Genomic DNA, 26,464 nt, shown 5'->3' with positions numbered 1-26,464 from the left:
TCTGTGGCTGTCTATTGCGAGTGAATCGCGGTATACAGCGCAGGTTCGAGCCGTTAACGTAAAGCAAAGCCGTTTATAGAGGAAGGACTCGTGGAACACTCGCTCTTAGTTTGGTTGTTACCGACTCTTGCCCTGGTTGTGGGTGTCGCCATTGGGTTCCTGATCGCTCGCGTTGCACCGAACGCCGCGCCCAGCCGCACGCAGCGTCAGCTGGACGATATTCAGGAACGTTTCGACAGTTATCAGAACGAGGTGGTGACCCACTTCAACAGCACCGCGACACTGGTCAAGAAACTGACTCAGAGCTATCAGGAAGTGCAGGACCATCTCGCCGAGGGCGCCAATCGTCTGGCCCTGGACGAACAGACTCGCCAACGCCTGCTGGCTTCCCTGCATGCCGATGCAGCACAGGCTCCACGGGAACGCCTGACGCCGCCACGCAATCAGGAACCGCCTCGCGACTACGCACCGAAAGCCCCGAACGCGCCGGGCATGCTCGATGAGCATTACGGCCTGAAGAAGTAATCAACTTTCGCGCATGGCAAAAAGCCCTCGGACAATCACTAGTCCGGGGGCTTTTTTGTTTCATGCATTCTTCTTTGCCTGTACTGGCCTCTTCGCGAGCAGGCTCGCTCCCACAATTGATCTTCAGCGGACACAGCCTCTGCGACCAAGGAGATCCCCTGTGGGAGCGAGCCTGCTCGCGATGGGGCCAGAACTGACGACAAAAAAAGCCCGCCTGATCTGTTTAGAATCGGGCGGGCCTTTTTACGCCTGGGGTTCAATCAGACGATCAAGGGTACTGCTGAACCTGACCTTACTGCTGAGCACCATACTGCTGGCCCGGAATCGCCTTGAGGTTGACTTCTACACGGCGGTTCTGCGCCCGGCCATTGACGTCGCCGTTGCTGGCAACCGGGCTATCGGGACCTGCGCCGCGAGCGCTCAGGTTGGCACCGCCGACACCTTGCGAGGTCAGGTAGGTTGCCACGCTCTGGGCACGACGCTGGGACAGGTCCATGTTGTGCTGGCGGCTGCCGGTGCTGTCGGTATAGCCGACGATCTCGATCTGGTTCTGGTTGAACTCTTTCAGCGAGCCCGCCAGGTTGTTCAGCGGCTGATAGAAACTTGGGGCAATGTTCGCCGAATCGGTAGCGAACGTGATATTGCCCGGCATGATCAGTTTGATCTGGTCGCCCTCGCGCTGCACTTCAACACCGGTGTTGGCCATGCTGGCGCGCAGCTTTTTCTCCTGCTGATCGGCGTAGTAGCCGTAGCCGGCGGCGGAAGCACCGACCACCGCAGCACCGATCAGTGCGCCCTTGCCACGGTTATCGTGGTTGATCGCAGCACCGGCCAGCGCACCGGCCAGAGCGCCCAAGCCACCGTATTTCGCGGTCTTGCTCATGCCTTCGGAGCCGCTATCCGTCTGGCCCTGAGCCTGGCCCTGACCGCCGTATGGGTTAGGCGAGGCACAACCGGACAAAACGGCCACAGCCGTAGCGAGAATAATCAAACGACGCGTGGTGAACATGTAAAGCTCCTACTTTTTTGCATTCTGTGGTGCAACGGACCAAGGCATCAGCCTTTGCGGGCGTTGGATCATGTTAATGGGTAAAAATTCCGAATGTTACAAATCAGCCCCGAACAAACGGGTTCTCGCGCATTTCGTCGCCCAGACGGGTATCCGGACCATGCCCGGTCACCACTGTCGCGTCCTCGTCGAGGGTGTACAGCCGCTGCTTGATCGAGCGCACGATGGTCGCCTGGTCGCCGCCCCACAAATCCGTGCGCCCGACTCCGCGACGAAACAGCGTATCACCGGCAATCAGCAGCTTGGCCTCGGAAAACCAGAAGCTCATGGAGCCCGGTGTATGACCCGGGGTGTGCAGCGCCACGCCACAGCCGCAGGCCAGTTCTTCATCATCGGCCAGCCAGCGATCCGGGGACGGCACCGGGGTATAAGGAACGCCGAACATCTGGCACTGCATTTCCAGGTTGTCCCACAGAAACTGGTCTTCCTTGTGCAGATGCAGGGTCGCGCCGGTTTTCTCCTTGAGTTGGCCGGAAGCCAGGAAATGATCGAGGTGCGCGTGGGTGTGAATGATGCTGACCACTTTCAGCCCCAAGGCATCGAGACGCGCCAGGATCAGTTCATGATTGCCACCCGGATCGACGACGATGGCCTTTTTCGTTACCGGATCGCCGATGATCGTGCAGTTGCACTGCAAAGGGCCGACGGGGAAGGTTTCGCGTATTAGCGCGGGCTTTGCGGCTTCCATAGGTGTTCCTGTAAAGTTAATGGCACATTTTTGGCACAGTGCGAAAAGCGATGGCGACGTTTAGGAAGAAAGGCCCTCACCAATGGCACGCCCAGATCAGGCGTAAAGGGTGGCCCCAACAGACACGCACATTCAATACCCAGCTAGAGGCAAAAACCTGGGCGACCATGATAGAGCGAGAAATGGATGCCGGCGTATTCGTCAGCCGCAGCGAAGCTGAAGCGACCTCCTTCGCCAGCGCCTTGGAGTTATACGCCAAAGAGATAACCTGCAAAAAACGAAGTAGTGCATCCGAGCTGTCACGCATCCAGGCTATGCAACGTCATCCAATGGCCCTTCGCTCGCTTGCCAGCATTCGTGGCTCCGATATGGCAAGTTACCGTGATAGTCGCCTCGAAGAGGGCCTGGCTCCAGCCACGGTGCGCCGCGAACTCGCCTTGATCTCTCACGTATTCACCATTGCCCGTAAAGAGTGGCGTATGGAGTCTCTGACCAATCCGGTCGAACTCATCCGCCAACCAAGTGTTGACGACTCACGCGAGCGTCGGATTCTCAGCGCCGATGTATGGACGCAAAAAGGTGGGAAGCTGCTGTACGAACACGTGGACGAGCTCGAAATGATCTGCCGCTACTCTCGCTCGACCGAGCTACCAAAGATCATGACCTTCGCAGTGGAAACAGCAATGCGCCGCAGTGAAATTACTGGCTTGCAAAACGCTAACGTCAATCTAGACAAGCGAGTTGCTCTGCTGCCGATGACCAAGAACGGCTCTTCCCGCGGCGTCCCCCTCTCCAGCAAGGCAGCAGGCATATTGAAAAACCTTGCTGAGCGAGACGACGGTCGCTGTTTTCGGAGTCGGCCGGACTCAATCACTAAAGCATTTGCAAACGCTATCGCCGACGCACGCAACGCCTACACAGAAGGTCTGTCCCTTCACCTCAAACACAAGAAACTCTCACAGGACAAGATCGACAAGCGCATCGAGGCCGATCCGTTCCTAATGGATTTGCGCTTCCACGATCTACGCCATGAGGCAACCTCGCGCCTAGCGGAAGTCTTCCCGCTGCACGAACTGACCAAGATCACTGGCCATCAGGATACGCGCATGCTCATGCGCTATTACCATCCCAAAACGGAGGACTTAGCCAAGAAGCTCACTTAATTCGACTTGCTGATTATGAGTTGCTGGGCGAGCTGATATGCCTAGAGAAGTCGTTCGTAGGTGAACGTAGGTTGGCATAGCTGGAGGCCCTGTCGTTACTGGTGTTGAGCGTAATTCCGAGAAGGTTGCTCAAGCTGAGTACTGTACCGTGGTTGTACTGATTTGGCAGCGTATGAGTCTCGCTCGGGCTCATGCAGTTACTTGACTACAATCTGGAAAGGCAAACTCTTGATCCAGTGTGAGCGCGTGCCATCCGTAGCGGTCGAGCCTTCACATTCCATTAGGACAGGCAGCAACTGTCCCGAACCGAACAGCCCTAATGCCTAAGGAGTAGGGCTATTCAATAAGGCTGCTGAGGCAAGGGTAGGCTGTGCCCTTAGCCTATACAGTAGATCCAACTGGACGTAGTATCAAATGGCCTTCACTGCCCGGGATACCCAAACCGGTAGACGAGATCAACAAGGATGGATTATGTGCTCACAAATATTTCGCAAAGTTTCGGAGCCAATTAGACGTGGGCTAACTCACGATGAGTATTGGGGAGGTGTTGATAAGGGACTGATAAAGTGCTGGGAAGTTGGTAGAGAAATTGGAGAAAAGAATCCTGCATTAAAAGCTCAATGCGAAGCAGGAGAGCTACCGATTCTAGGTTGGAAAGGAGGTATAAGCTCAGTCGATAGAAAACTCAAAAAGTTTGGATCCTTAAAGTATCTTGCTCAGTGGCAAGGGATTCGCGGCGAAGACCTGTCCCTAAATCGCAGCATCGAAACAGCCATCACATGCTCCAAGACGGGGAGCACAGTAACATTCACCTCTAGTCAGGAAAAGTATACACGAATAACACCTCCAATAGATAAGTTAAAGGGACGTAACCAAATGCGCCTAACTCGATATAGCATTCGTAACTTTCGGCGACTTGAAAATGTCGAGATCAGTCTAGAATCAAGTGAAACAATATTTGTGGGTGCAAATAATGCAGGAAAGACCTCAGCTACTGCGGCATTTAGAAATTTTGTATCCGGCCGACTAGACTTCAAAATCCATGACTTTCCAACAGAGTTAATTAATGAATTCGACAGCTTTGGTGAAGATAAAAAATCTCCACAAAATGCTCTCCCCTCAATAGAGCTTGATCTGTGGTTTTCATTCGATCCTGATATTGAATATGGTCGCATTGCTTATCTATTACCTAAGATAGGCATCGAGAGCTCTGAGGCGGGAGTTCGATTGCAATATTCAGTAACATCCCCGGAGCAGCTTCTTCTAGATTATAATAAGTTTTATCCTATACCCACACAATCAACCGATAATGAAAACAAGCGACTACGCAAATCACTTAGTCACTACTTAAGCCAGGACGGGATACTAAAAAAGCACTTCAGCTTAAAGTACTATGTGCTGGAACAAGACCTCCTTAGCGGCGCGCTGACTCTCCATCCGTTAGACTCTCAAGTAGGGAGAAAAGCTCTAACATCTCTAATTAGGGTCGATTTTGTAGATGCGCAGCGTAATATCGATGAAAGCTCGACATCTAAAAGTAATCGTCTTTCAGACATATTTTTTGACTTCTATCGACATAATCTAAATAAACTTAATAATGATAACGAGTCGTTAGAAATAATTGAAAAAAGCAATGACAACCTTTCAGATCACTATGAGAAAGAGTTTCAATCACTAATCCAAACAATAGAAGAACTGGGCTTTCCGGGCGCGAATGACCGACAACTTAAAATAATTTCGAATCTCAATCCTGAAAAAGCTCTTAGCGGCAACGCAATTCTCACTTACTTTGACGCAGATGCAAAACATCCCCTTCCAGAATCCTATAACGGACTGGGATATAAAAACCTGATATATATGGCAATTCAAGTTGCTCACTTTCAAATTCAGTGGTTCAACACTGAAGTAGATCGTCCACTCTGCCAAATAATATTTATAGAGGAGCCTGAAGCGCATTTACACGCACAGGTGCAGCAAGTATTCATCAGAAAAATACGACATGCAATCCAGAAGACCACAAAAAACTTAGGTCATGAGACCCATTGCCCTCAGCTAGTAATCACTACGCACTCCTCACACATTATCGCAGAAGCAGATTTCAAAACAATCCGATACTTTCGCAGATGTATAAGTAACTTAGGTGCGCCGAAATCAGTGCGTAAGAAAACAACAGCAACTAAAATATTAAATCTCGCCAAATTCGCGTCAGAAAGCACGGAGCAAGAAAATTTACACTTCCTCCAAAAATATCTCTCACTCACGCACTGCGATCTGTTTTTTGCCGACGCCGCTATAATTATAGAGGGAACGGTAGAGCGTATTCTGCTCCCACATATTATTAAAAATAATTACCCCGCATTGGAATACGCGTACATATCAACCCTTCAGCTTGGGGGCGCATTCGCACACAAATTTCTTCCTTTAATAAAGTTTCTGGACTTGACGTGTCTAGTAATTACCGATTTGGACTCTGTGGATAGGAGTGATAATCGAAAATCTTGCCGGGCCGACACTCCAAACGCAGTAAGTAGCAATGCCTGCATCACGACCCTGCTCCTTAATGGAAAGAAGGGGTTGAGAGGGGAAGCAAAAATCAAGTATGACGAAGGCAGGCTCATATCAAACTTATTGACCCTAAAACAAGATCAAAAAATCGTTCCCGATAGCCGAATATACGTAACGTTCCAAGAAGCCATTGAAGTCGGAAGCAAAACGGAAACTAAGAAAATAATTCCTAGGACGTTCGAAGAGTCATTTATCTACACTAACTTTGAGCTAGTAAAAGCGGGCAAGCTCGATGTTTTGATTGAATACTCCGACGAGGCTACTCTAGATCAGCACTACAAGCAAACGTACGATGAGGTTGTTTCGGACTTCAAGAAAGTAGAGTTCGCATTAAATCAAATCGAGACTCTCGAGGAATGGAAGGCGCCTGAATATATATCTGACGGTCTACGCTGGCTTTCCTCTACATTGAGCGCAACGACAGATATCACTCTTATGCTCGCCACCCAAGTCGAGGAAGTCAAATGAGTACCGTGGTTATTGATCCTGATGAGCAAATAAAAGCATTTATCGATTCGATGACTAATTTTTCAGTCATCGCAGGTGCAGGATCTGGCAAGACGGGGTCGTTGGTGAAGGCCTTAAATTACATATTCACATCCTGCGGGGCGCAAATGCTAGCCGCAGGCCAAAAGGTCGCATGCATAACGTATACAAATGCGGCCGTAAATGTAATAAAGCAACGCACAAACTTAAATGAATTATTTTTGGTTTCTACAATCCACGGATTTATGTGGAATCAAATTAGCGGTTATCAAGACGACATCAGGAAAGCCATAAAAGATCACATAATTCCAAAAAGAATTGAAAAAAAACAAGAAAAGACGAAAGGCAATAGCAAAGAGGCGAAAAAAGCGCGAGCGCAGATTGATAGGCTCAACCACGCTTCGGCTATCATCGAGCACACTATTTCCTTTAGGTACAACGAAAGTGGGTATAGCGACTTCGTAAAGGGCGATTTGGATCACGACGATGTCATCGATATTGCCTCAGATTTAATAACAAACAATAAGTCGCTTCGTCGAATTATAGGTCAACGATTCCCCTATATTTTTATTGATGAGGCTCAAGACACGTTTCCTCATGTGATTGATGCCTTCAACCGTATCTCGGAAAACGTCGGTCTTCCCATAACAGGTTACTTTGGGGATCCAATTCAACAGATTTATGAAAAGCGTGCAGGGAACTTCCAAGGTCCGTCAGGTTCTTGCACAATTGAGAAAAATATAAATTATAGATGCTCAATAGAAGTAATAAAGCTACTAAATACGATAAGGCCTGAGCTACAGCAAGAACCTAGCTCAGACAATGCGCAGGGCAGCGTTGAACTATTAATAATAGGGTCTGAAAAAGGTGAGGGCGAGCGAAATACGTACTCACCCCGGCAACTCCAAAATAACATATTGAAATTTGATCAGGCCCTGGAACAATTCGGGTGGCAAGAGGACAGCGAGGTAAAGCAATTATACCTCACTAGGCAGATGATAGCTCATCGCCTAGGCTTTTCGAATCTAAATAAGCTGTTCACAGGCTCTTACTCCTCACAGAACTCTGAGGATGCTTTCAAAGAGGGGAGTCATTATCTGATTTCTCCATTTATAAAAACGCTAGTTCCTTTGATTCAATACTTTGAAGCCGACAATTGGGCGGCTATATCTGGTCTGCTTAGAGAGAACAGCCCTGCGTTAGACCCGGAAGGAAAGAATAAAAATAAGTCTCTTAGAGATATTTCATCGGAGATAAGAAATAGCATTGCAAATTTGAGTGAGCTTTGGAGCACCGGAGCCACCATTGAGATTCTACAGTTCGCGCGGGATAACGATCTTTTTCACAGCAATGAGAGGTTAGAAGAGCAGCTTGCTCGCGCACCGCGCACAGAAGAGTACGACGATGAAATCCACTATATGGACAAAGGAGACTGGTTGTGCGACGAATTTTTTAAGCTCAACTGCAAAGAGTTACCAGCGCTTTGCAAATTTATTTCTAAGATGACACCTTATAGTACGCAGCATGGTGTAAAGGGAGAGGAATTCCCCAAAGTTTTAGTAGTGTTTGATGACACCGAGGCAAATTGGAATCAGTATAGTTTTTCAAAGCTATTCACACCTCAAACCTCTGGGAAAGAACCTACTGAAGGCCAGAAAACGAAAAGTTATAATTTGGCATACGTTTGTTTTTCGCGCGCTGCTAAGGACCTCAAAATAGTAATTTTCACTAGCAACCCGGAGGCAGCTAAACTAGAGCTAGTATCTAGCAAGCTCTTCGCTTCAGCCCAGGTCACAATAATTGTTTGAATCCGAGTACACATTTAGAATGTTTGCCCAGCCTAGGTCGGGGAGCCTACAGAATTCGGAAAAAAACGTACGCTAAGGTTTCGGGTCCTAGTGCAGTCCAGATGAGGTGCGGCCGGCCACGCCCATCCGCCTGGCTCCCGGAGACCAACGGACTGTGGCCTATACCGAGTCGGTCAATGTGTTCGCAACCAACGTGTAGTACTGAAATCAGGGATCGGAGCTTCGAGCAGTAGCGCTACCGGGCCAGCAGCCTCAACCTGGTAACAGCTGCTATCGTACTGTGGAACACGGTCTACCTGGAACGGGCAACCCAAGGGCTGACTGACGCCGGAAAGCCGGTGAACACCGACCTGTATCAGTACCTGTCGCCGTTGGGTTGGAAACACATCAACCTGACCGGCGGTTACGAACCAAATGAGTGAATTTTCCCTTTATCTCGGTATGGCTTCGTCATATATCAACAGCAGGGGTGCCAAGGTGTCGAAAGGAGATCGCCTGTTCCGGGGGCCTGAAAGTCACGCTGCGGAAAAGTTGTCCAGGGATGCACTAGCGCCATTCCTGAATGATCGAGGCTACGTTGTCATTGCCGACGAGCGGATTCAAACGGGCGTGGCCACTCAGCAGTTCATCAGCACCCGCACTCCTGATGGCCAGGTACTGAGTATGCGCGTCCGGCTGTGCTGGAGGCGCGATGGACGAAATCCCAACGAGAAGAAGTACTCCGCGGCTCAGCTGGCGGCGCACCTACGGTCGGGCGGATGGGATGCGACACTGGAGCACATCACCTCCCGAGACACGAAGCGCGGGCTCACTCACAATCTGCTTTTACAGCGTGACGGAGGCGCAATTATCTTCGCCGCGCTCATTCCTATCGAAAGTCTCCATGCCATCTGGAACCGCCAGCGCGAGGTCAGCGATGACCTGCATCGCCGTGGGCTGAAGGGGCGGGCCAAGAAGAATCACGCTCAGAACGGCACCAGCCCGACTCTGTGGTTGCAGGATGACCGGACACCTGACGGACACGAGGTGGCCGATGCACTATGGCAGTGGCCGGGAGTGATCGATCTAGCCAAGCTCATTCCCCATGTAGTGGAGTCGTTACTGGTCGACGATACCTACGACGACTGCCCGGCTCCGGACTACTCGACTCTGGGTCGGGATGAAGGTGAGCGCGTGCCCGTGCTTCGCTCGGAGGTTCGTCGCGATCCGCATGTACGTCGAGCTGTACTCGAAAGGGCCGGGTTTGCGTGCGAGCGTGAGGATTGTGGCAAGCGCCGGGACTTCCCTGGCTTCCTGGATGTTCATCACATCTTAGGGGCCGAGAAGTCAGACCGTGTTTACAACTGTGTGGCCCTGTGCCCGTGCTGTCACCGCGAAGCGCATTATGCGCCATATGCCGATGACCTCAACAAGCAGCTACTTACATATGCCAAGAGGTTCGGCTGAACCATTCCGCAGTGTGAGGGACAATGCCATGGTGCTCGGCGATTACGAGTTGGGGGAGCAACGGAGCAGAAAGTGCACTTAAGCCCTACCAGCGCAGTTCCGTGCCTTCGATTACGTCCGGGGAAAGGGCCACAGCCTGGAGGATGGAAGTTTCGGCCGCTAGGGCTGCCCGGAAACCTTAGCGTACGATTTTTTCCGAATTCTATAGTCCCCCCATTTGCATCTGGGTCAATGCCATATCGTTTACACCTGTGGGGCCAAGGGGTTAAGCGGCGGCAGGCAGTCCTTAAACTTTGTCTGGATGACTCGCATCGGGTTGATGCAGCAATCATTGCCGGTGAGGATCGCCGCGAGCATGCCCGTCATGGTCATCAAGCCGTTGGAGTTCCGCAGGACTTGCAGTACGAGTTGGGCTGGATAGCCCTCCAGATGCCGACGCAGCGGGTGAATGCCGCTGTGCACATAGGAATTCATCGCCGACCAGGAAATGTCTTTGAACTGGATCAGCATGGATGAGACCCCTATCGGGGCCTTCTTCACGATAGCCTCTATCATCTCCCCAACCTGGGGGAGTTTATTGGCAACCCGCGCGGTTTCTTCTGTCAGCGGTGCCATGAGCTTTTGGATGGCCAGATCACTCGCAGCGTACAGCATCCACATCGCCCTGGTGAGAGCTTCAAACTGGAGGCGTAGCGCCGACATCGCGGTGGTCGGACTGCCATGCTCGAGCAGGATGCGTAGTGCCTGAGCGTGTTCTAGGGCGACTCCACAAGCAACCATCGAAGCCTCAAACCGCTCGCCGGGATGTGTGGGGACGTCTTCGAGCAGTCGCAGGATCTCGTCCTGTAGATCAGCCGAGCGGGTGAGCATTTCCTCAAGTGTCATATCGGACTTCCCTGATGCGGTATTGGAGGAATTCGGAGTTGAGGCAATCCAGCCCCACACCATTGAGGCACTGATCTGAATTGATGAGAGTCGGTCATCTCTCAGGATAAGGAAGTCGAGTAGCCAACTGCCAAGTGGCCTCCATCTCTTTCATCGCTTTGTTCTTTTGGAGTTGGAGGCGCTCATGCGCTGCGTGAACAAGCACTCTCACCTCCCCAAAGCGTGCTGCAGCCGATGTAAGTGCTTTGCAGGGGCCCATGTTGGGTATGACATCTCCAGGTTTGACGGTGGACGTGCCAAGGCAGTTACCATTGAAGGCCATCATTCGGATGTTAAGAGATGCCTCTTCCCGGGTCATATTCTCAATTGCCGTATCGATCGAGTCTCCGGTATTCCGGATCGCGGGCTCGGAGGCGGAGACTTGCGCCAATGCAACCTCGGCCTGAGATCTCTGCGCACCGTTAAGACGCTGCGCAAAACGTAGCCTGTCACTGATGTCGTTGCTTGCGCGCGTGAAGTAAGAAATGAAGCGGGGCGTATCGTCGATTTGCTTTCTGGCCCTCTCCACATACGCATTCAGCGCCTCTTCGAGAGCCAGCGCGGACCGGTCCAAGGTTTCGACCTGATCAGCCCGTAACTTCTCAGCTTTGATCGACTGGCCGGCCTGTGCCAACCTTTTAGCTTCAGTATTGAAGTCTGCGACACTGCCGTGCGCGAAATGAGCGCTGGCTACCGCGCCGGCGCTGCCGACTAGATTTAGCTCCAATGCTGATGCGGTAACCGTTCCGCTGAGGTTCCGACTGATTGGAAGACCGGCCAGGGACACAGTAAGGGTCAAACTCTCACCATCAACGACTCCACTTACATTTGCCATCGACGTTTCTATCCCTCCACCGCTTTTGAGAGCTATGTGCTGTAGGGTTCCTACGATCTTTCCGTCCTGGGCCTGAGTAAGTTGCAAGAGCTCAGCGCTGGATGAGTCTTTGGCCACGTAACTACCTGAAATTGAGCGGTCAAAGCACGCCGAAAGCGATATCACAATGGACATGATCACTAGAATGCGTACCGGGCTTCCCATTCCACTCCCTCCCCCTAGACAAATCCAGTATAGGGGCTGCTGGAGCAGCCTTAAGGCATACGATTTTTTCCGAATTCTGTAGGCACCCCAGATCGAAAGCTATGACCATCTCTCGATGGGAAGGGCAGGCGAGGCCAAAGAGAAGGCTTGTCATGTAGTTTGATGGCCGAGATGCCCGAATTCGTCCAGATGTACGACGTAATGCGTCATGAACGAATTCCCTATTCCAGAAACACGAAAGCCCGCTTGCTTGCGCATCGCGGGCCTCGGAGGGTAGGCACGGGAGACTCCCTCATGCGTTGATATAATTATTATTCGGTAATGACCACTCCGGCAATAAAACTTAGTGAATGCCAGTGATATTCAGGGATTTCCAGTGACCCCTACAGCTCGCGTGCATCTTCAGAGGGGCGTGCTGTGTCATGGTTCGCTCTGGCATTTGATGGTTACTCGTCCCTGTTGCTCATCCGTGGATGCGCTAGCACTCAACTGTTCAAGCAAAGCTTTTGCGAGGCCTCTAGATCTCAACGTATGGCGAGTGACCATCAGCGGTAGCTCTTGAGGGGATTCATTATTCCCCTCGAGGAAAATAGGCTCCTGCAGATTACCAATTTCGCTCATTCCAATATCCCGATCGGTTGTTGATGTGTAAGCGTCCGGCCGATACGCCTTCCTGATACCAACGCCTAGGACGATGGTGTCTACCTATTTAAGTGGACACCATTTTTCGCTGATCGCCATGCCCTAACGAAACTCTTAAGGCGTAAAAAGTCATGCGTACTCTGGAGCACGCTGGACTTGTTGAGCGATGTCTGCGCCGTGTTCAATCTCCGCCTTACGCAAGTCGTAAGCTGATTGGAGGTTTGCCCAGAATTGCGGACTGGTATCAAAGCATGCTGCTAGGCGTAGAGCTACATCAGCGCTGATATTGCGACGCTCATGGACGATTTCATGCACCGTAGGCGCAGAGACATTCAGCAACCTCGCAAGTGCGGTAGGGGAAAGGTCCATGGGATGGAGATATTCTTCCCTGAGAACTTCGCCCGGATGGACAGGGCGCATACCGTTAGTGAACACAATTTCACCTCAGTGGTAGTCTACAATTTCAACGCTTTCTGGCCCATAAGCACCCCAGATGAAGCAAATTCGATACTGATCATTGATTCGGATGCTGTGTTGACCTTGTCGGTTCCCTTGTAGTGCTTCCAGCCGATTTCCCGGCGGTGACCCCAGATCCTGGATGGTAGTCGCGGCATTGAGCATGTTCAGTTTCCGTTGCGCCACAGTCAAGATAGCCGTCCACCTTCTGGAGGATCCCGTCGTGAAGAGGTTCTCTGTGTCACCGCAGCGAAAATTTATGATCATTATTAACGCTTAACGTTAGTCGTTAATGGAATTGTAGCGCCACTGCGCTCCGTCAAGGGGGATCCTGATGAGTGGTCGCCAGCGGCGTAACCATTCATACAGCGGCAGAGGAGATGGTAGTAGCGGTTTTCAATTCTTGCTTGCATGAAATACCCACTTAAAAGGCTAGAACTGGTGTGCACTTAAATTTAAGTGCACACCATGTCTTGGCCACAAGTCTCACCTTGTATACGATGCAATCGAGCGCGAAACCAGTGGCCTTCAGCGGCAAGGACTGGCGTAGGAACCCCGGCGATGGCTGAACATCGGCGTAGGGTGAGACCTCCACACCCCTGCTTGAGGGTGTGTATATGAATATCAAGCTTCAATTTCGAGGGCTACTGTCACCAGTAGCCCTTTTTTGGGTGTGCCAGGCATGGTGCGTTGCGCGCAAGCGCAACCAGGTTGGCTAGGTCAATTCTGTGGTGGTTTCTGGTTTACGAAGTCGGCCACTTCGCCATTTCCAGCAGCAAGGTGGTCACCGTCAAAGGCAGGGCCTTGAATCGCAGATACCGATTGATCTCGTTCTAATTCAATCGCTGTAGCGATTTTACCGCCTAATGACTGTTTGATCCCTTCATTTGCGGCGAGACTGAAACCTCCCGCAGCGTGGCGGGCAAGCTGCGCTCCTGCCTCCATCGCGATTTTGCCGGCCTTACCAAGTGAACTTTGATCGGATGCCGTTGCAGGGTCGTGGTGTCTTCCGTCTTGGCTGCTAAAAAAGCCAGATCCATTGCCCATGATCTCTGAGAAGCTTGAACGGCCGCTCCCACCGCTAGGAGACGAGTCAGAGGTGTCCATCGAGAGTTCACCGCTCCTACCGTCTGCCATGCTTGCCTGGGCGGATTTAAACGCTGCTGAGAGCGCTGACATGCCTCCAGCAGCCTGGGTTGCACCCGTCAAGGCTGAGGCGCCTGCTGATGCAGCGGCAGAGGCAGCCATGGTCGCAGCACCCATGGCTGCACCGGCGCCGAAGTTGCCGATCCCTGCGGACTGTCCTCCAGAACCAACTAGGCCAGCTAACATCGGAGGTAGTTTATTCACCATGGTGAGCAGCACTACAGACGCCACTAGGAGTACGCATAAGCTGTTCAAGTCTGGCGTCCCTTCCTGAAAGGCTTTGTAGTACTGGTCGATGAAGGACTTGCCGATGCCGATCAGCAGAATCATGGTGAAGAGCTGAATCCCGATACCAAGCACTGCCTTGTAGAAGCTGATCGCAATGTCCGATGTCCAGCGGCTGCCTCCGAATCCCAGCAAGAAAACGCCGGCATAAGCGAGAAGCCATGCGGAAACGAGCAGCAGCAGCATGTTGACGGCAATGAGTGCCAGGACCACCAATACGACGATTGCAGCAACGAGCATTACGGCGGAGAGGACTGGGGATAGTAACGAGGCAGAGTCGCTTACTTTCGTGAGTATGCTGAAGCCGATATCAACGATGCTGGAAGGAGATAGGCCATTGCCTAGGCCGGATGCATCAGCGCTGATCTTGCGCATGGTGTCGATGATGGATAGGGAGATGGCCGGGCCGTTTATCAGGAGCCACCAAAAAAAACCGAGTGTTCCAAAAAACCTGATCGTTTCTGCAAAAAAGTCTTGGATATCTGCTTTACGCAAAGCCATGAATCCGTATGTCCAGACCATGCTCACGAGTGCCAGGCTCCAGAAAAGCCAGGTGGCCGCGCTTATAATTTTGGATTGCCACGTGATGGCTACGTTGGAAAAACTTTCCAGTATTTGGTTGAGCATGTTGCCGCTATCCAAACCCGCAGCCTGAACACTTTGCGCAATGCAGAGCGTGGTGAGTAGCAGATAGATTGATATGAGCTTTCTCATGGCGTCACCATTTTTTATCGCTGCTAGAGGTGTTGTTGTGGTCCAGCGCACATGCGTCCCGAATTTGCTCTTGGTCGTGCTTCGGGCGACCTGTGGGATCGTCATTGCAAGTCAGCACCTTCGAGTTGTTTGATGTGTCGCAACCGCTCATGAGAGCGGTTAGCAGAACGATGCAGATCCAAAATCGGTGGTGCATATCCCCTCCCTACCAGAGCTTTTCAGCGCTCGGGCTGTTTTGTCCGGACAATGCGTGCTGATCGGAAGCGAGCTGCTGGGATTCTCGGTCGCCGTTGATCTGGGCTTCAGTAGCCAATGCATTTTGCTGTGCCACGAGTAGGCTTCGGATTTGAAGAAGCTGGTTGGCTTGAGCGCTGGCTAACTGATTAGCCGATTGGATCGCCTGCATCTGGCCGTTGGCCGTAACGGCCTGATGTTGCATAGCTGCTAAATTGTCGGCGTCTGCTTGTAGGGTGTCTTGTTGGCTATCCACGTTTTTTAGCAATGCGTCGCTAGCCTGTTTGCGTGCAGTGCTGGCATCGGCTCGGGCCTTTGCAATGGTTTGCTGATCCTCGTTTGAGCAACCTTGGTCGCCAAAGCACGGAGAGGCTGAGTAATGTGAAACGTCCTTGTACTTGGAGAGGTAACTTTCGAGGCTGCCTGCCTGGTTCTTGTAGTAGGTGAGCGTGTCTTGAGCTGCCAGCAATTTAGAGATAGTCCGATCAGCCGCATCCCAGATGTAGGCTGCCGGAGCGGCGGTGTTCTGCAGCATGTTCTCGTACTGTTCTAACTGGGTCTTGTATTGTTCGATCTGCTTAGTGACGGCAGCTACGTTTTGGATAGCGCTGATGGTGGATTGGCTGACGTTTAGTCCGTCGACTACCGGAATGCCGGCAACCGCTTGCTGCAAATGCATCATAGAGATGGTCAGCAAGCAACCTGCGATAAAACCTTCGGTTTTGTTCATGGAAACTCCAAAGGGAAGCACGTTTTTGAAAGATTGATTTTTTAGCGGCTAAAATTTGAGGGACTGCACCAGTCGCAGCATTTCGTCTTGGTTCGCTTCTATGCGCTTCAGCAGTGCCCTCACAACGGCCGGCGTCCAAGCGATGTTGGCTAGCGCCAGCTTGGGGTCGTCAGTCAGCCAAAGCTTGAGAAGCCCTCCCAGGCGTCCTTGATCAGCATTGATTTTTACGAGCTTCAGCACGTTCTCAGAGTCGATAGTTCCCTTAATCACATGCCCCAGACTGAGGCGCCTCAGATATTCCGCGACAGTCAGGCTTGCGCGGGCTGCATTTTCTTTAATCAGAGTTTCCTCATCGGGTAGGACGGGCACTCGCAAGTGCTTGCCATGTTTTCTGGTGTCGATACCAGGCTTCTTCGTTTGCATAGCGGGTTCCTCCTATGTTCATGGTGAACTTCACTTCGCGGATGCGAATGGCCTCGCAGAGCAAGTCCATGTTGAGTGCCGATAGGCGCGAATAAGTGATAGTGAAATTGGCTGGCCGGCTTGCCGGTTAGCTAACTTCACCTGTCTTGCCCTGCACTTCGATGTTCCTTTAGCGTTCAATCGTGTGTTCTTCTAGTGAGCAATGCGGTGTTTTATCGCGGACAATTAATATTGTTCGCGATAAGAACGCACCTGAACGGGGTTTGACCGCGCTAAGAACGGTTGACCGGCCTAAGAAAGGTAGAGGATCGGTTTAGCAACGCTTCATTAGCCATTGCGACACTCACTCATCTGTTTCGGAGCAAAGCTGGTGGGCGTAACGCCGAAATGCCTGATAGCCAAAATTGATTGAATTATCATCTCGTAGTACCTCCCATATTTTTAAAATCGAGCATCCGTCATCAATAGCGCTTTGGATCTCGGTTCTCAGCATGATGAATGTGGCGCGATTCTTGTCCCCTATTGACGCGTCTGTCGAAGCTGCTACGCGCTCTGCTATTCTCAGTGACAATGATTTCATGATCGCTCCTAGGGAAACTAGATTCTTAATCTGCATCTTGCCCAATTTTTTATGGTCACTGGTCGGCGCTGACGTTCTATACAGCCAATTTCCTTTAACTGGTCTTTCCAGGAAAATCGAATTAATCATGAACCAGCTTCTTGGTGACCGAAGTCGCCGTTAAGCAATGCGGCTACAGCATCCGTAGGGAAGTAAATACGCCGCCCGATACGCCGCTTGACCCGATTCAATTCAAACATCCAGGGCTCCGTTGGTTTCTGCAGTACGCCACGAAGCCCAGATGGCTTACGACTTAGAGCTTGCGCCAACTGCTCAACGGTCATAAGTGAGCCGTATTTATCCTGCAGATAATCAATTATGGACTTCATATGACTCCGGTATATCGAACGGATAAATTTCGATATATCGGCAGCAAGCTCCAGACAATATCGAAAGCGAATTAGACAGATGCAGATTGCTTCAGATTGGTATAGAGTTGCAGGTATAAATTTTTCTGGAGATTCACCTTGATGACCGCTAAAACATCATCTTCCGAGAAAGAGATACGACTTTTCAGAAATCGCCTTAGAACAAAGGTTCTCTTACATGAGCTATCGTTGCGCGTAGCTTTGCCGTTCGCGGACACTTTTGCACAGTGGTTTGACCAAGAGATGATCACAAAAGGACTATACAATCGAGCTAATACAGCCGAAAGCAACAGATGGACCGGTAGTTTCAAAGGACGTACAGCATTACAGAATGAGCAGCTAGACCTACTACACGAACTATTCAGTGACGCACAAGACCTCTATCACAAAGGCCCATCAAATCTTTGGGATGCACTTTGGGGAGAACCCGACCAGCTTTGGAAATTTTGTAAGACCAGGATAAGTACTAACGCCCATTTCATGGATGACAAATTATGGAGCGAAGTACTTTCCAAACAAGACAACAAATACGATATTTGCGAAGCATTAAGGGTATTTGAAGGAGAAATAATGCTCGCAACGGAAACAAACTTTCACGAACTCCCATTCGGATACTTGATAGAAGCCATAGCCCTTTACAGATTACACACTCATGCAATCAGATTATTTAGAATAAACTCCGATGGAATAGGAGCTTATAGAAGTCTGTTTCAATGCATATCCAACGCTGACATTAAAATCACGTTAAGTATGCTTGGAATACTTGACGACATAAAAGACGAACTAATTCGCATGGAAACCATAAAGCTGCAATCGTATCCCGATTACTGTGAGAAGGCTGGATTGAGGTATCCACCATCTGACGACGCTGCCAGAAAATATGCTAGCGACCCTTTAGCAACACATGCCAACTCCGAACGATGGGATGACCTGAAGTTCGACTGGGTCAGTAGCGATGCGTGATGGTGACGTCGCAGAATCACTCAAGTGTCAGCATCCAGGCCGTTCTGATGACAAAGCAACACGGTCGACTTAAGTGCAGAGGCGTTTGTTAACACTTGAGGGACAGCGAGGTTTCTTTGATTAAATAAGGATTAAAAAAGGATTAGTGCATATTTCCCACTCTGCGCTATCCCTTGCTGCGCAAGGCCTGCAGCCGATTTAACCCTGTGGATAGCGTGCACCGTATCCCATATTTTCGTGCATCGTATCCCACAATTTTATGCACCGTATCCCATGTCGAATGCATCGCATCCCATAGCCCAATGCATCGTATCCCACGTCCGAAAATGCATTTATCCACAGGCTCATCCACCCTGTTTTTTCTTGGTCAGGTGGCGTTGCTGGCTTGGTGTTGGCGTGCGCATCACGCATACCCGGTGACCACTTAATCTCCATGAGACGAGAGCCCCAATCAAGACAAGTTCATCGAGCGCTTTACTCAGCTGACGTTTAAAACTGCCCGGATGCGCGTTCACGCTCCCACTCAGCCGTTGAATCGTTTCTATGCCAAGAGGGAAAGGTTCGGCATGGCTACAAAACCAACCATGAAGCCACAGAGCAAGTGGTTTGCGTCTCAGGAGTACACGCTCATCCCATTCGATTTGAGTCCAGCCTGCCATGTATAGCGCCTCAAGCCGTGACTCAAGCTCTATGACGTACACGCCGGTCATCTCGTCTCCAGCCCCTTTGAGCAATGCTCCAAAGAACGTGAGGTTGCCATATTTCATTTCAATTGTTGCCCCCGCGAGACGGACCAGTGCTGATCTCAACCACAATCGATCGCTCGTTCCTGTAGAGCGCTTCAATGTCTTTAGCACTTGAACTTCGCTGAACTGAACTCGGTTGCCGATCCTATGATGGCGTGCCAAATGAATGACCGTTTCCCAGACGTCTAAATCTGATTGGTCAAGCTGCCATCCAGAAAAGCGAATCTCGACTCCATCGACAGTAGCAAGCAGTTCGCGCTTCAAGGCCTTTCGCCCCTTGCCTTGAATACCTGCAAACAATGCGCACCGGAGCCAAACATTCGGTACTCCTCGCGTGGAATCCGGCCAAAGCGGGAGCTGCTCCGAGGATCTTTCCCTTGGCGGCCGTCTGGCCTGAGCCTTTTGCAAACGCGCTTCGTTAGCGTTTTGAGGCTTCGGGAAGCTATAACTCATGATCAGACACCAACAGATGCTGTGCTGCTCTGGCTTCCTGACGAAGACAAACGAATCTTCTGCTTTTTGATTTGTTGCGCCTTTGTAGGTCGACCCGACTTGGCTTTAATAGCCTCATCGGTGGCTGTCCCTGCAGTAGCAAAACCTGATACGTGGTCTGCCAGCCAGCGCTCTACGTCTTCTGCGCGCCACAGCAGCCTCTTGGTGCCAGGTAGCCGACAGATCGGTGGCAAGGACAGCGGGTTGCGTGTTACGTCGCTGCGAATGCTTGTGACGGATTTATGAATGCAATCAGACAGATCATCAACGGTAAGTAGCGCTTTCATCCTCAAGACTCCTCGCCAGGCCATACAGGCCTCGACACGCATTGGTTGGTTCGAATGCGCACAGGTTCTCGGGTTACCTACTTCGCTCGTAGGTGAATACTTCGAAAGACTTTTACCTTGATTACCGCATCACACAGATACACACCGCAGGGCATTGCTACAGAGTGCTAAAAAAAGCGCGAGTGATTGCGAAATTGCACTCCCCTTGACCAGTCATATGCATTCGTACTGAGCACCGACTGCGTCGGATTTGATCAGCACGTTTCGTGACCATGATCGGCAGAAAACGGCCGATTCTGTTGAAAAAGTCGGCCATGGTTTGCACACCAGAAAAGTACGCGTCCAAGATTGAAATCTTTACTTTTGGAAGAAGCTTCCGGACTCGGATTTCACGTAGCAGCGTGCAAAAAAGGCGTTTTCACCAGTCAATGATCAGGCCGTTTGCGCAGACCGACTTTTTCAACAGAATCGGCCAGAAGCAGACGGTCGGATGCGTCTAGGAAATCAGGGGCGATTCACGATTCACCCTATCGAGAGCCTTGCTTCAATATAATTATTCAATAGTTGATTTTCCAGCCCACTGGTAACGTCCTGCTAATGAAAAATCATTCAGGACTCCCGTGTTGGGTGCTCTGACACCGAAGCCGATCAAATGCCGATCTAAAGGGACTGTAATGAAGCTAGAGTCATGGGATCCGCTCACCAGCGGTCAAGATGTAGATGCAGAGATTTTGTTTGCTGCGAAGAAGCGTGAAATCAAGAACATCTTGAAGTCCTACGTTGGTATGTATGACTCTTTTTCCGAACTCATTCAAAATGCTATGGATGCTGTGGACCGCCGCGCAACTGAGCTTAAGGAACCAGACTACACTCCCAAGCTTTGGTTAACTGTAAATCTTGAAGAAAACTCTTTTTCCATAACTGACAATGGCATTGGGTTCAACGAAAAAGAATTTAAATCATTCCTTGCTCCAAATATCTCCTTTAAAAACGGCGGGCAAACGAGGGGCAACAAAGGAGTTGGAGCTACCTACATAGGCTATGGCTTCGACTACCTACAATTTGGCACAAAAGTACCAGGGCACACGTTTCACGGGGAGCTTTTGAAAGGCCGTGACTGGGTTGAAGACTTTCACGGTATTGTGACGCGACCCATGGTTACATCCTCGGAAATTGCTGACCCAACGTTCGCGGAAATACCAAGAGGATCGACTTTTAAAATAAAATTCGGCGGAATCAGCACTCGACCAAAAGACCTATCCTGGTACTCCGCCACCACTGCCGAGCAATGGCTATTCCTACTACTTATCAAAACACCACTCGGCGCAATAACATTTGCATCAGAAAGCTCAAAAATTAAATTCCAGCTTAACGTTATAAACAAACAAGGTGGAATTTCAACTCTTTCCGAACAAAGCTGCAGCTATATTTACCCGCACTTGAAATTAAGTGCAAGCGTCAACCTCAAAGACGTATTGACAATTCAGAAAAAGCTTCAATCCCAAGGAAAGGATTCATCCGACCTTCCGATGAAATATCTGAAGGCTAACGGAATATATGAGTTTTTTAGCACTGAAGATTTGCTTTCTTTGCTATCACCCAACGACAAGTTTGACACGCTAATCAGCCAGTACCAGATTTCAGCATACGGTTACTTTGCTTACTCTACGTCTATTTGGGATCAGTTTAATGACGAGCTTGCGAAGCTAAGAAAGCTGTATAGGGTCTTGAAAGGTGGTCTACAGCTCGCTAATAACCAGATGATACAGGGTGAATTGATCACAATACCTCTGACATCTAATATCGGCCACCAAAACCAGTGCCACGTCATTGTCCACTTCGTAGATGCAGATCCAGATTTAGGACGCAAAGGGTTTCAACCTGAATTGAAAGAAGCTGCAGAACAGATTTCAGTGGAGATCGTGAAGCGCTTTCAGAAATGGCGACGCCTGCTAAGAACAGATACAGGTGCCAAGAACGACATAACTAGAGAGGGCTCTCTTCATGACTGGGTACGAGCGCAAGAAGCCCATGAAATTGAACGACCACTGAGCCTCACCAACAAGAATTTCTTTGCGCCAACCAATGAGATCTCAATAACATCCGAACCTGTCTCAGAGCAGGATGTGATTGTACTTTTCAATCAGTTAGTTGCTGGCGGAGTTATCCGAGGCATAAAATTATTAGCCACCAGTCAAACGCAGCAGTATGATGGAGTTTTTAAATTCATCATTAGAGACCCTCTCTCTAACCATGAATATGACAAAGAAAACAATCCACTGGGAGTTCAACAGCTTCAGTACAACAAAGAATACACCAGCCCTCCAAAAATTCTTGAGTACAAATTCAATATTGATGCACTAATCCGCGAATTTGAGTCCGAGTACAAAAGCGAAAAAGAAATCCATCTTGCCATTGCATGGGAATTAGGCTCAGAGTGCCAGCGCAATTACGATGTCATTTCGCTTTTAGACCTGGACAACCTGCACTTACGCGACTATCACGGAATTACTCACATTTTAAACTCCGCAACAACTAAGTTCTACGTCATCGCTCTTAAAGAGCTAATCGATTACCTAAACTCAGTAGAAGGAGTTCAGGAATATCACCGCAAGACGTATAGCGGCGAGCTGTTCGACTGATCTGCCACCGTGAATAGCTTGGGATTGCTGCCAGAATATCAGCTCTGCTGATCTGTCAGCGTCCCAAGCTGATAACGAGGGTTCGATTCCCTTCACCCCCGCCACGTATTTCAAGCCTTCTAGCGGTGTTTGTACGCAACGACAACAAGCTGGGGGCCGTATTGGGGGATGTTTAGCCTTACCAGTGCGCGGCAGGTCATATCCCCCTCCTCGTACCCTCAAGCCATTTTCATGTTGAGCCGTGGGAAAAAAGTTAGGAAGGTTAGTTTTTCACGGCCCCGCCTGGAAGCCTTTATTTACGCTTCTTTTCGGCTACCAACCAGGTTAACTTTTGGCCGATTTCTGCCTATCGCCACCGTCAGCTATCGGTCGTTCTCTGCCGGTTATGGCCACGGAGCGTACTGGTCCAATCCGTTGCAAATGACTGGTCAGGTCGAATGCAAATGTGGGGTAAGTCTGTGCGATTACCCACCTGATGTCATACAGCGCCTTTCCATCGCCCGGGTCGCTCAGAGAGAACCAGTTTTGCGCTAGAGGGATGCGCAGCACGGTTTCTAGAGGATAGGGCTTGCGACCACCGTCAGCCTTGGGTAATACGGTTCGATCAGCTTCAGTAAACCAATCCAGGGCACAATGTGATCCATCTCGGCAAGGAACCGTTCGCGGCGACTTCGCTTAAGTTCGCCGGCGTATTCGAGGTCGGAAAAACTCATCTGGCTCATGCCGGGCTCGGGTCAGGTGATAAGGGCATATTTCAGAATATTTGGGGATTTGTTCTGGGTCTCCCTGGGCTCTGACACAACACTTGTGCGGGCACAGTTTTGGCACACTGCGAGAGCGAAACACTGCAAAAGTACGCTTCGAAACGCACATCACTGCATGAACACAAGCATTTGAAATAAAAGGTGTTTTTACATAAATACCTTGTAAATCAACGTGGAAGCCAGTCACGCATCATTGCAGTTGCACTGCAAAGGACCGACAGGGAAGGTTTCGCGGATGAGGGTGGGTTGCTGGGACATCGGGGCCTGCTCGATAAACGGGGATGAACGATTTTCGCACAATTGAGTATCCAGCCAATGGCCGCGATGTGTAACGTGAAAAAACCTTAACCCAGTACCCCCAATTCCTTGGCCCGCGCCACGGCCTGCGTGCGCCTCTCGACCCCGAGTTTGCTGTTGATGTGGCTGGCGTGGGTCTTGACCGTGTGTAAGGAAATAAACAGCTGATCGCTGATTTCCTGGTTCGAACAGCCCTGGGCGATCAATCGCAGGACCGCCAATTCCCGCGTGCTGAGCTGCTCCGCAGCCGCGCAGGATTCCGGTCCGGGGCGGGCAGTCAATGCCGGCAGTTTTTCACTGAGGCTCAGGGAAACAGGGGTTGGCGGACACTGTTGAAGCTGCCCGCGCAGCCAGTCCGGGTGCTCGGCCAGCAAGCCCTCAAAGGGTTGCAGCACCCCTCCGCCAGCGGCGTCCAATGCCTGGGTCAGCGCCTTGCGTGCTTCCGGTTCCCGTCCGCTGCCGAGCAATAACGCCACTTTCTGGGTCAACGCCATGGCACTGAGCATCTGCCGACCGCTTTGCTGGCCATGTTCGAGCAGCGCATTCAAACGCCCTTCGGCCAGCATCGGTTGGCCCTGGATGACGTCGAGCAAGGCTTGTTGCAATTCGATATGCAGCGGCAATTGCGGGTGGAATTCCGGTGGTGCTGCCCCGTTTTCGCCGTTATAGGTCTGCCCCAGGCGCGCCAGCCAGGCTTCGGCCAGATCGGTGCGCCCCTGGGCCAGCCAGAGTTCGCATTTGACCAGGGTGATCATGGCCAGGTAGTAGATCGGCGGCACATCCCAGATGTGCATCAGCCGTTCGGCTTCGGCCAGTTCGGCAAAGGCCTTGGCGAACTCGCCGCTGCTGCCTTCCAGCCTGGCAATCACACAGTGGCCGATCAGCACGCTGATGTCACGACAGGCACGCGCCTCGCTCAAACCAGCCTGCAATCGCACCCGCGCCGCCTGCGGCTGCATGCGCAGGGCCAGCAAAAAGCCTTCATACAAGGTCAGCCGGGCGCGAACCGCATACAGCCGTTGCGCCGACAAGCTCTGCAGGCGCTGCATTCCCTGGCGGACCTCTTCCAGCGCCCGACAGATTTCCCCGCGTGCTTGCAGCACCCGGGCGCGGTCGTAATGTGCCAGTGCTTCGAACAAGGGGTTGCCGACCCGTTGCGCCAGCTCCAGCGATTCGCGGTTAAGCCCTCGTGCCCGCCACAAATCACCGTCGGCAATGGCCAGGTTGGACAGGGTCGAGAGGCACATCAGGCGCTGGCCGTAACGCTTGGACGGAAGACTTTCCAACGCTTCGCGGCAGTACCGCAGCGTCAGTTCGCGGTTACCGCGCCCACGGGCAATGATGCCGCTCAACGCCAGCCATTGAGCGAGCATCGACTTCTGGGCGGTGGCCGACGGCGCAGGCAGGAAACGGCTCAAATGGCTGGCCAGCTCTTCGGCGGCATCCAGTTGGCACGCCATCCCCAACGCCCAGCTATAGAGCACGATCAGTCGCGGCGTGCTGATCAGCAAGCTGTCAGGCAAGTCCATTTTCCAGCGCAGCAACATGCCGACGTTCTGCTCGGCCAGCAGCTGCTCTTCGGAGAGGTTTTGCACCAGGTTCGCCGCGACATCCAGGTGACCGGCACGCAAGGCCTGCTCCACGGCCTCATCGAGCAGCCCCTGGGCATTGAACCAGCGGCAGGCACGCAGGTGAAGGCTAGCGGCCGGCACCATCGACTGGGAAGTCGGCCGCGTGCGCAACAGATCGGAAAACAGGTGGTGGTATCGATACCAGTGGCCATGTTCGTCCAGCGGCACCAGGAACACTTGGTGGGCAAGCAGGAAGCGCAGGATCTCCCCGCTGTCATGGGCGTCACGAACGGCATCGCACAGTTCGCTGCAAAAACGCTCCTGGGGCGCCGTGTCATAGAGGAACGACTGAACCTCGGCGGGCAGGCAATCGATGACCTCTTCGAGCAGGTAATCGCGGATCAGCCCTTCCCCGCCGTGCAACGATTGCGGCAGTGCACCATCGGTGCCCGCCTCCGAGGCGGCCAGCAGCCAGAAACGTAAACCCGCGACCCAACCTTCGCTGCGCTGGATCAGGTTTTCCAGTGCCTCACCGCGCAAGGAACTGCTGTGCCGGTCGAGCAGGCTCAAGGCCTCGTCGTGGGTCAGGCGTAAATCCTGTTCATGTAACTCAAGCAGTTGCCGCGACAGCCGCAGTCGCGCCAGGTGCCAGTCGGGACGCTGGCGACTGGTGACCATCACCAGCAAGCCATCGGGAAGATGATTGAGGAAAAATTGCAGGCAACGGTCCAGCACCGGCCCCTGGGCCAGATGGTAGTCATCCAGCACCAGCAGCAATGGCGTCGCGGTGGACAGGTGCTCGGCCAATTCGTCGAGCAGGCCGTCCAGCCACTCTTCGAACGCGAACGGCTGATGGCGCTGGCGCATTTTCAACAGCCCGAGGGATTGCCTGCCCAGGTGCGGGAAGTAGTCCTGGAGGCCTTCCAGCAGGCGCTCGAGAAAACGTCCCGGGTCACTGTCTCGCGGGCTCAAGCCCAGCCAGAGACTTTGCCAGTGCGCCGGCAACCCCTGACAAAACTCCACCGCCAACGAACTCTTGCCGAACCCTGCCGGTGCGCTGACCAGCAATAACCTGCCACCGAGCCCGGCACTCAAGCGCTCGCACAAACGTGGACGCAGCACATGGCCGTCGGGCAACGGCGGGCGGAAGAAGCGCCCGTCGAGTGTCGCGACAGCAACGTGTGCAGAACCTGGGGATGTAGACAAATCAGTCATAGCCGGCTCTTGTTTGAATTGCGGGTGGCGGCGTTGCAGATGTCCGCAGCCTAGCCGTAAACGGATAGGGAATGAAGGTAATTGCTACAAATGGCTACAAAAAGTCTACAAACAATCGGCATAGGGGACGGCCTTCATAGACCGTACCCCTGCCACA

21 protein-coding genes and 2 pseudogenes are annotated in these 26,464 nt (G+C 51.7%); 8 read left to right on the top strand and 15 right to left on the bottom strand.

Annotation, left to right across the window (positions count from 1 at the left end; genetic code table 11):
- The first annotated feature begins 90 nt into the window (after positions 1 to 90).
- Entirely contained in the window at positions 91 to 525 is a 435-nt protein-coding gene (locus tag KGA85_RS26315; protein WP_007989833.1) for a YhcB family protein, read from the top strand.
- A gap of 292 nt (positions 526 to 817) precedes the next feature.
- Here KGA85_RS26315 and KGA85_RS26310 read toward each other — a convergent pair whose 3' ends face one another.
- Positions 818 to 1,534 (bottom strand): OmpA family protein, encoded by a 717-nt coding sequence (locus KGA85_RS26310; RefSeq protein ID WP_223538344.1) that lies wholly within the window; start codon positions 1,532 to 1,534, stop codon positions 818 to 820.
- Positions 1,535 to 1,637: 103 nt separating this feature from the next.
- Positions 1,638 to 2,282, bottom strand: coding sequence for an MBL fold metallo-hydrolase (locus KGA85_RS26305; RefSeq protein WP_223543491.1), 645 nt, complete (start codon positions 2,280 to 2,282; stop codon positions 1,638 to 1,640).
- A 182-nt stretch (positions 2,283 to 2,464) separates the two neighbouring features.
- Here KGA85_RS26305 and KGA85_RS26300 point away from each other — a divergent pair, with 182 nt between their 5' ends.
- From KGA85_RS26300 to KGA85_RS26280, 5 genes and pseudogenes are all read left to right on the top strand, one after another.
- Positions 2,465 to 3,445, top strand: a complete 981-nt coding sequence (locus KGA85_RS26300) for a tyrosine-type recombinase/integrase (RefSeq protein WP_223543490.1) — start codon at positions 2,465 to 2,467, stop codon at positions 3,443 to 3,445.
- 414 nt (positions 3,446 to 3,859) lie between these two features.
- A complete protein-coding gene (locus KGA85_RS26295; RefSeq protein ID WP_223543489.1) occupies positions 3,860 to 6,478 on the top strand; it encodes an ATP-dependent nuclease in 2,619 nt (872 codons plus the stop codon).
- Positions 6,475 to 8,304, top strand: a complete 1,830-nt coding sequence (locus KGA85_RS26290) for a UvrD-helicase domain-containing protein (protein WP_223543488.1) — start codon at positions 6,475 to 6,477, stop codon at positions 8,302 to 8,304. The genes KGA85_RS26295 and KGA85_RS26290 overlap by 4 nt, the downstream gene beginning before the upstream one ends.
- A 203-nt stretch (positions 8,305 to 8,507) precedes the next feature.
- Positions 8,508 to 8,711 (top strand): annotated as a pseudogene (locus KGA85_RS26285) (Tn3 family transposase); the annotation flags it as partial.
- Positions 8,712 to 8,718: 7 nt separating this feature from the next.
- The gene (locus KGA85_RS26280) at positions 8,719 to 9,750 is read left to right on the top strand and encodes an HNH endonuclease signature motif containing protein (protein WP_223543487.1); all 1,032 of its coding nucleotides are present in this window, start codon (positions 8,719 to 8,721) and stop codon (positions 9,748 to 9,750) included.
- 243 nt (positions 9,751 to 9,993) lie between these two features.
- Here the strand turns inward: KGA85_RS26280 and KGA85_RS26275 are convergent, their stop codons facing one another.
- The 9 genes from KGA85_RS26275 to KGA85_RS26235 all read right to left on the bottom strand — a co-directional run bounded on the left by KGA85_RS26275 (position 9,994) and on the right by KGA85_RS26235 (position 17,291).
- Positions 9,994 to 10,635, bottom strand: coding sequence for a DUF6988 family protein (locus tag KGA85_RS26275; RefSeq protein ID WP_223543486.1), 642 nt, complete (start codon positions 10,633 to 10,635; stop codon positions 9,994 to 9,996).
- A gap of 94 nt (positions 10,636 to 10,729) precedes the next feature.
- The gene (locus KGA85_RS26270; protein WP_223543485.1) at positions 10,730 to 11,713 is read right to left on the bottom strand and encodes a hypothetical protein; all 984 of its coding nucleotides are present in this window, start codon (positions 11,711 to 11,713) and stop codon (positions 10,730 to 10,732) included.
- Between the two features lie 771 nt (positions 11,714 to 12,484).
- On the bottom strand, positions 12,485 to 12,775 hold the full coding sequence (locus KGA85_RS26265) for a HigA family addiction module antitoxin (RefSeq protein WP_263287631.1): 291 nt from the start codon (positions 12,773 to 12,775) through the stop codon (positions 12,485 to 12,487).
- Positions 12,776 to 12,799: 24 nt separating this feature from the next.
- On the bottom strand, positions 12,800 to 13,078 hold the full coding sequence (locus KGA85_RS26260; protein WP_223543484.1) for a type II toxin-antitoxin system RelE/ParE family toxin: 279 nt from the start codon (positions 13,076 to 13,078) through the stop codon (positions 12,800 to 12,802).
- Positions 13,079 to 13,531: 453 nt separating this feature from the next.
- Positions 13,532 to 15,061 carry a P-type conjugative transfer protein TrbL gene (trbL, locus tag KGA85_RS26255; protein ID WP_223543483.1) on the bottom strand — a complete coding sequence of 510 codons (1,530 nt, stop codon included), beginning with the start codon at positions 15,059 to 15,061 and terminating at the stop codon, positions 13,532 to 13,534.
- A 100-nt stretch (positions 15,062 to 15,161) separates the two neighbouring features.
- The gene (trbJ, locus tag KGA85_RS26250; RefSeq protein WP_223543482.1) at positions 15,162 to 15,920 is read right to left on the bottom strand and encodes a P-type conjugative transfer protein TrbJ; all 759 of its coding nucleotides are present in this window, start codon (positions 15,918 to 15,920) and stop codon (positions 15,162 to 15,164) included.
- 48 nt (positions 15,921 to 15,968) lie between these two features.
- Positions 15,969 to 16,343, bottom strand: coding sequence for a conjugal transfer transcriptional regulator TraJ (gene traJ, locus KGA85_RS26245; RefSeq protein WP_223543481.1), 375 nt, complete (start codon positions 16,341 to 16,343; stop codon positions 15,969 to 15,971).
- Positions 16,344 to 16,686: 343 nt separating this feature from the next.
- Positions 16,687 to 17,052: a TraK family protein gene (locus KGA85_RS26240; RefSeq protein WP_223543480.1), complete on the bottom strand. Its 366-nt coding sequence runs from the start codon at positions 17,050 to 17,052 to the stop codon at positions 16,687 to 16,689.
- On the bottom strand, positions 17,049 to 17,291 hold the full coding sequence (locus KGA85_RS26235) for a hypothetical protein (protein ID WP_223543479.1): 243 nt from the start codon (positions 17,289 to 17,291) through the stop codon (positions 17,049 to 17,051). The genes KGA85_RS26240 and KGA85_RS26235 overlap by 4 nt, the downstream gene beginning before the upstream one ends.
- A 141-nt stretch (positions 17,292 to 17,432) precedes the next feature.
- On the opposite strand from KGA85_RS26235, the gene KGA85_RS26230 reads away from it, so the two are divergent.
- The gene (locus KGA85_RS26230; protein WP_223543478.1) at positions 17,433 to 18,293 is read left to right on the top strand and encodes a hypothetical protein; all 861 of its coding nucleotides are present in this window, start codon (positions 17,433 to 17,435) and stop codon (positions 18,291 to 18,293) included.
- A 344-nt stretch (positions 18,294 to 18,637) separates the two neighbouring features.
- Here the strand turns inward: KGA85_RS26230 and trfA are convergent, their stop codons facing one another.
- Together trfA and KGA85_RS26220 are read right to left on the bottom strand one after the other, a co-directional pair.
- A complete protein-coding gene (gene trfA, locus KGA85_RS26225) occupies positions 18,638 to 19,492 on the bottom strand; it encodes a plasmid replication initiator TrfA (protein WP_223543477.1) in 855 nt (284 codons plus the stop codon).
- A gap of 2 nt (positions 19,493 to 19,494) precedes the next feature.
- A complete protein-coding gene (locus KGA85_RS26220) occupies positions 19,495 to 19,818 on the bottom strand; it encodes a DNA-binding protein (protein WP_223543476.1) in 324 nt (107 codons plus the stop codon).
- A 623-nt stretch (positions 19,819 to 20,441) separates the two neighbouring features.
- On the opposite strand from KGA85_RS26220, the gene KGA85_RS26215 reads away from it, so the two are divergent.
- Entirely contained in the window at positions 20,442 to 22,460 is a 2,019-nt protein-coding gene (locus tag KGA85_RS26215) for a hypothetical protein (protein ID WP_223543475.1), read from the top strand.
- A 474-nt stretch (positions 22,461 to 22,934) separates the two neighbouring features.
- Here KGA85_RS26215 and KGA85_RS26210 read toward each other — a convergent pair.
- Both KGA85_RS26210 and KGA85_RS26205 read right to left on the bottom strand, forming a co-directional pair.
- Positions 22,935 to 23,182, bottom strand: a pseudogene (locus KGA85_RS26210) (IS5/IS1182 family transposase); the annotation flags it as partial.
- Positions 23,183 to 23,568: 386 nt separating this feature from the next.
- Positions 23,569 to 26,307: a LuxR C-terminal-related transcriptional regulator gene (locus tag KGA85_RS26205; protein ID WP_223458969.1), complete on the bottom strand. Its 2,739-nt coding sequence runs from the start codon at positions 26,305 to 26,307 to the stop codon at positions 23,569 to 23,571.
- Between the last annotated feature and the right edge of the window lie 157 nt (positions 26,308 to 26,464).

Origin of the sequence: Pseudomonas sp. GL-B-12 (genome assembly GCF_019955895.1) — a bacterium.
Taxonomy (GTDB): domain Bacteria; phylum Pseudomonadota; class Gammaproteobacteria; order Pseudomonadales; family Pseudomonadaceae; genus Aquipseudomonas.
The sequence above is the reverse complement of the archived record's forward strand: the minus strand, read 5'-3'. Positions and strand labels throughout refer to the sequence as shown.

What these genes read in the sequence shown, in the direction of transcription:
- KGA85_RS26310 (WP_223538344.1), bottom strand. Translation starts at nt 1,534, where the DNA reads ATGTTCACCACGCGTCGTTTGATTATTCTCGCTACGGCTGTGGCCGTT.
- KGA85_RS26305 (WP_223543491.1), bottom strand. Translation starts at nt 2,282, where the DNA reads ATGGAAGCCGCAAAGCCCGCGCTAATACGCGAAACCTTCCCCGTCGGC.
- KGA85_RS26300 (WP_223543490.1), top strand. Translation starts at nt 2,465, where the DNA reads ATGGATGCCGGCGTATTCGTCAGCCGCAGCGAAGCTGAAGCGACCTCC.
- KGA85_RS26295 (WP_223543489.1), top strand. Translation starts at nt 3,860, where the DNA reads ATGGCCTTCACTGCCCGGGATACCCAAACCGGTAGACGAGATCAACAA.
- KGA85_RS26290 (WP_223543488.1), top strand. Translation starts at nt 6,475, where the DNA reads ATGAGTACCGTGGTTATTGATCCTGATGAGCAAATAAAAGCATTTATC.
- KGA85_RS26280 (WP_223543487.1), top strand. Translation starts at nt 8,719, where the DNA reads ATGAGTGAATTTTCCCTTTATCTCGGTATGGCTTCGTCATATATCAAC.
- KGA85_RS26275 (WP_223543486.1), bottom strand. Translation starts at nt 10,635, where the DNA reads ATGACACTTGAGGAAATGCTCACCCGCTCGGCTGATCTACAGGACGAG.
- KGA85_RS26270 (WP_223543485.1), bottom strand. Translation starts at nt 11,713, where the DNA reads ATGGGAAGCCCGGTACGCATTCTAGTGATCATGTCCATTGTGATATCG.
- KGA85_RS26265 (WP_263287631.1), bottom strand. Translation starts at nt 12,775, where the DNA reads ATGCGCCCTGTCCATCCGGGCGAAGTTCTCAGGGAAGAATATCTCCAT.
- KGA85_RS26260 (WP_223543484.1), bottom strand. Translation starts at nt 13,078, where the DNA reads ATGATCATAAATTTTCGCTGCGGTGACACAGAGAACCTCTTCACGACG.
- trbL (WP_223543483.1), bottom strand. Translation starts at nt 15,061, where the DNA reads ATGACGATCCCACAGGTCGCCCGAAGCACGACCAAGAGCAAATTCGGG.
- trbJ (WP_223543482.1), bottom strand. Translation starts at nt 15,920, where the DNA reads ATGAACAAAACCGAAGGTTTTATCGCAGGTTGCTTGCTGACCATCTCT.
- traJ (WP_223543481.1), bottom strand. Translation starts at nt 16,343, where the DNA reads ATGCAAACGAAGAAGCCTGGTATCGACACCAGAAAACATGGCAAGCAC.
- KGA85_RS26240 (WP_223543480.1), bottom strand. Translation starts at nt 17,052, where the DNA reads ATGATTAATTCGATTTTCCTGGAAAGACCAGTTAAAGGAAATTGGCTG.
- KGA85_RS26235 (WP_223543479.1), bottom strand. Translation starts at nt 17,291, where the DNA reads ATGAAGTCCATAATTGATTATCTGCAGGATAAATACGGCTCACTTATG.
- KGA85_RS26230 (WP_223543478.1), top strand. Translation starts at nt 17,433, where the DNA reads ATGACCGCTAAAACATCATCTTCCGAGAAAGAGATACGACTTTTCAGA.
- trfA (WP_223543477.1), bottom strand. Translation starts at nt 19,492, where the DNA reads ATGAGTTATAGCTTCCCGAAGCCTCAAAACGCTAACGAAGCGCGTTTG.
- KGA85_RS26220 (WP_223543476.1), bottom strand. Translation starts at nt 19,818, where the DNA reads ATGAAAGCGCTACTTACCGTTGATGATCTGTCTGATTGCATTCATAAA.
- KGA85_RS26205 (WP_223458969.1), bottom strand. Translation starts at nt 26,307, where the DNA reads ATGACTGATTTGTCTACATCCCCAGGTTCTGCACACGTTGCTGTCGCG.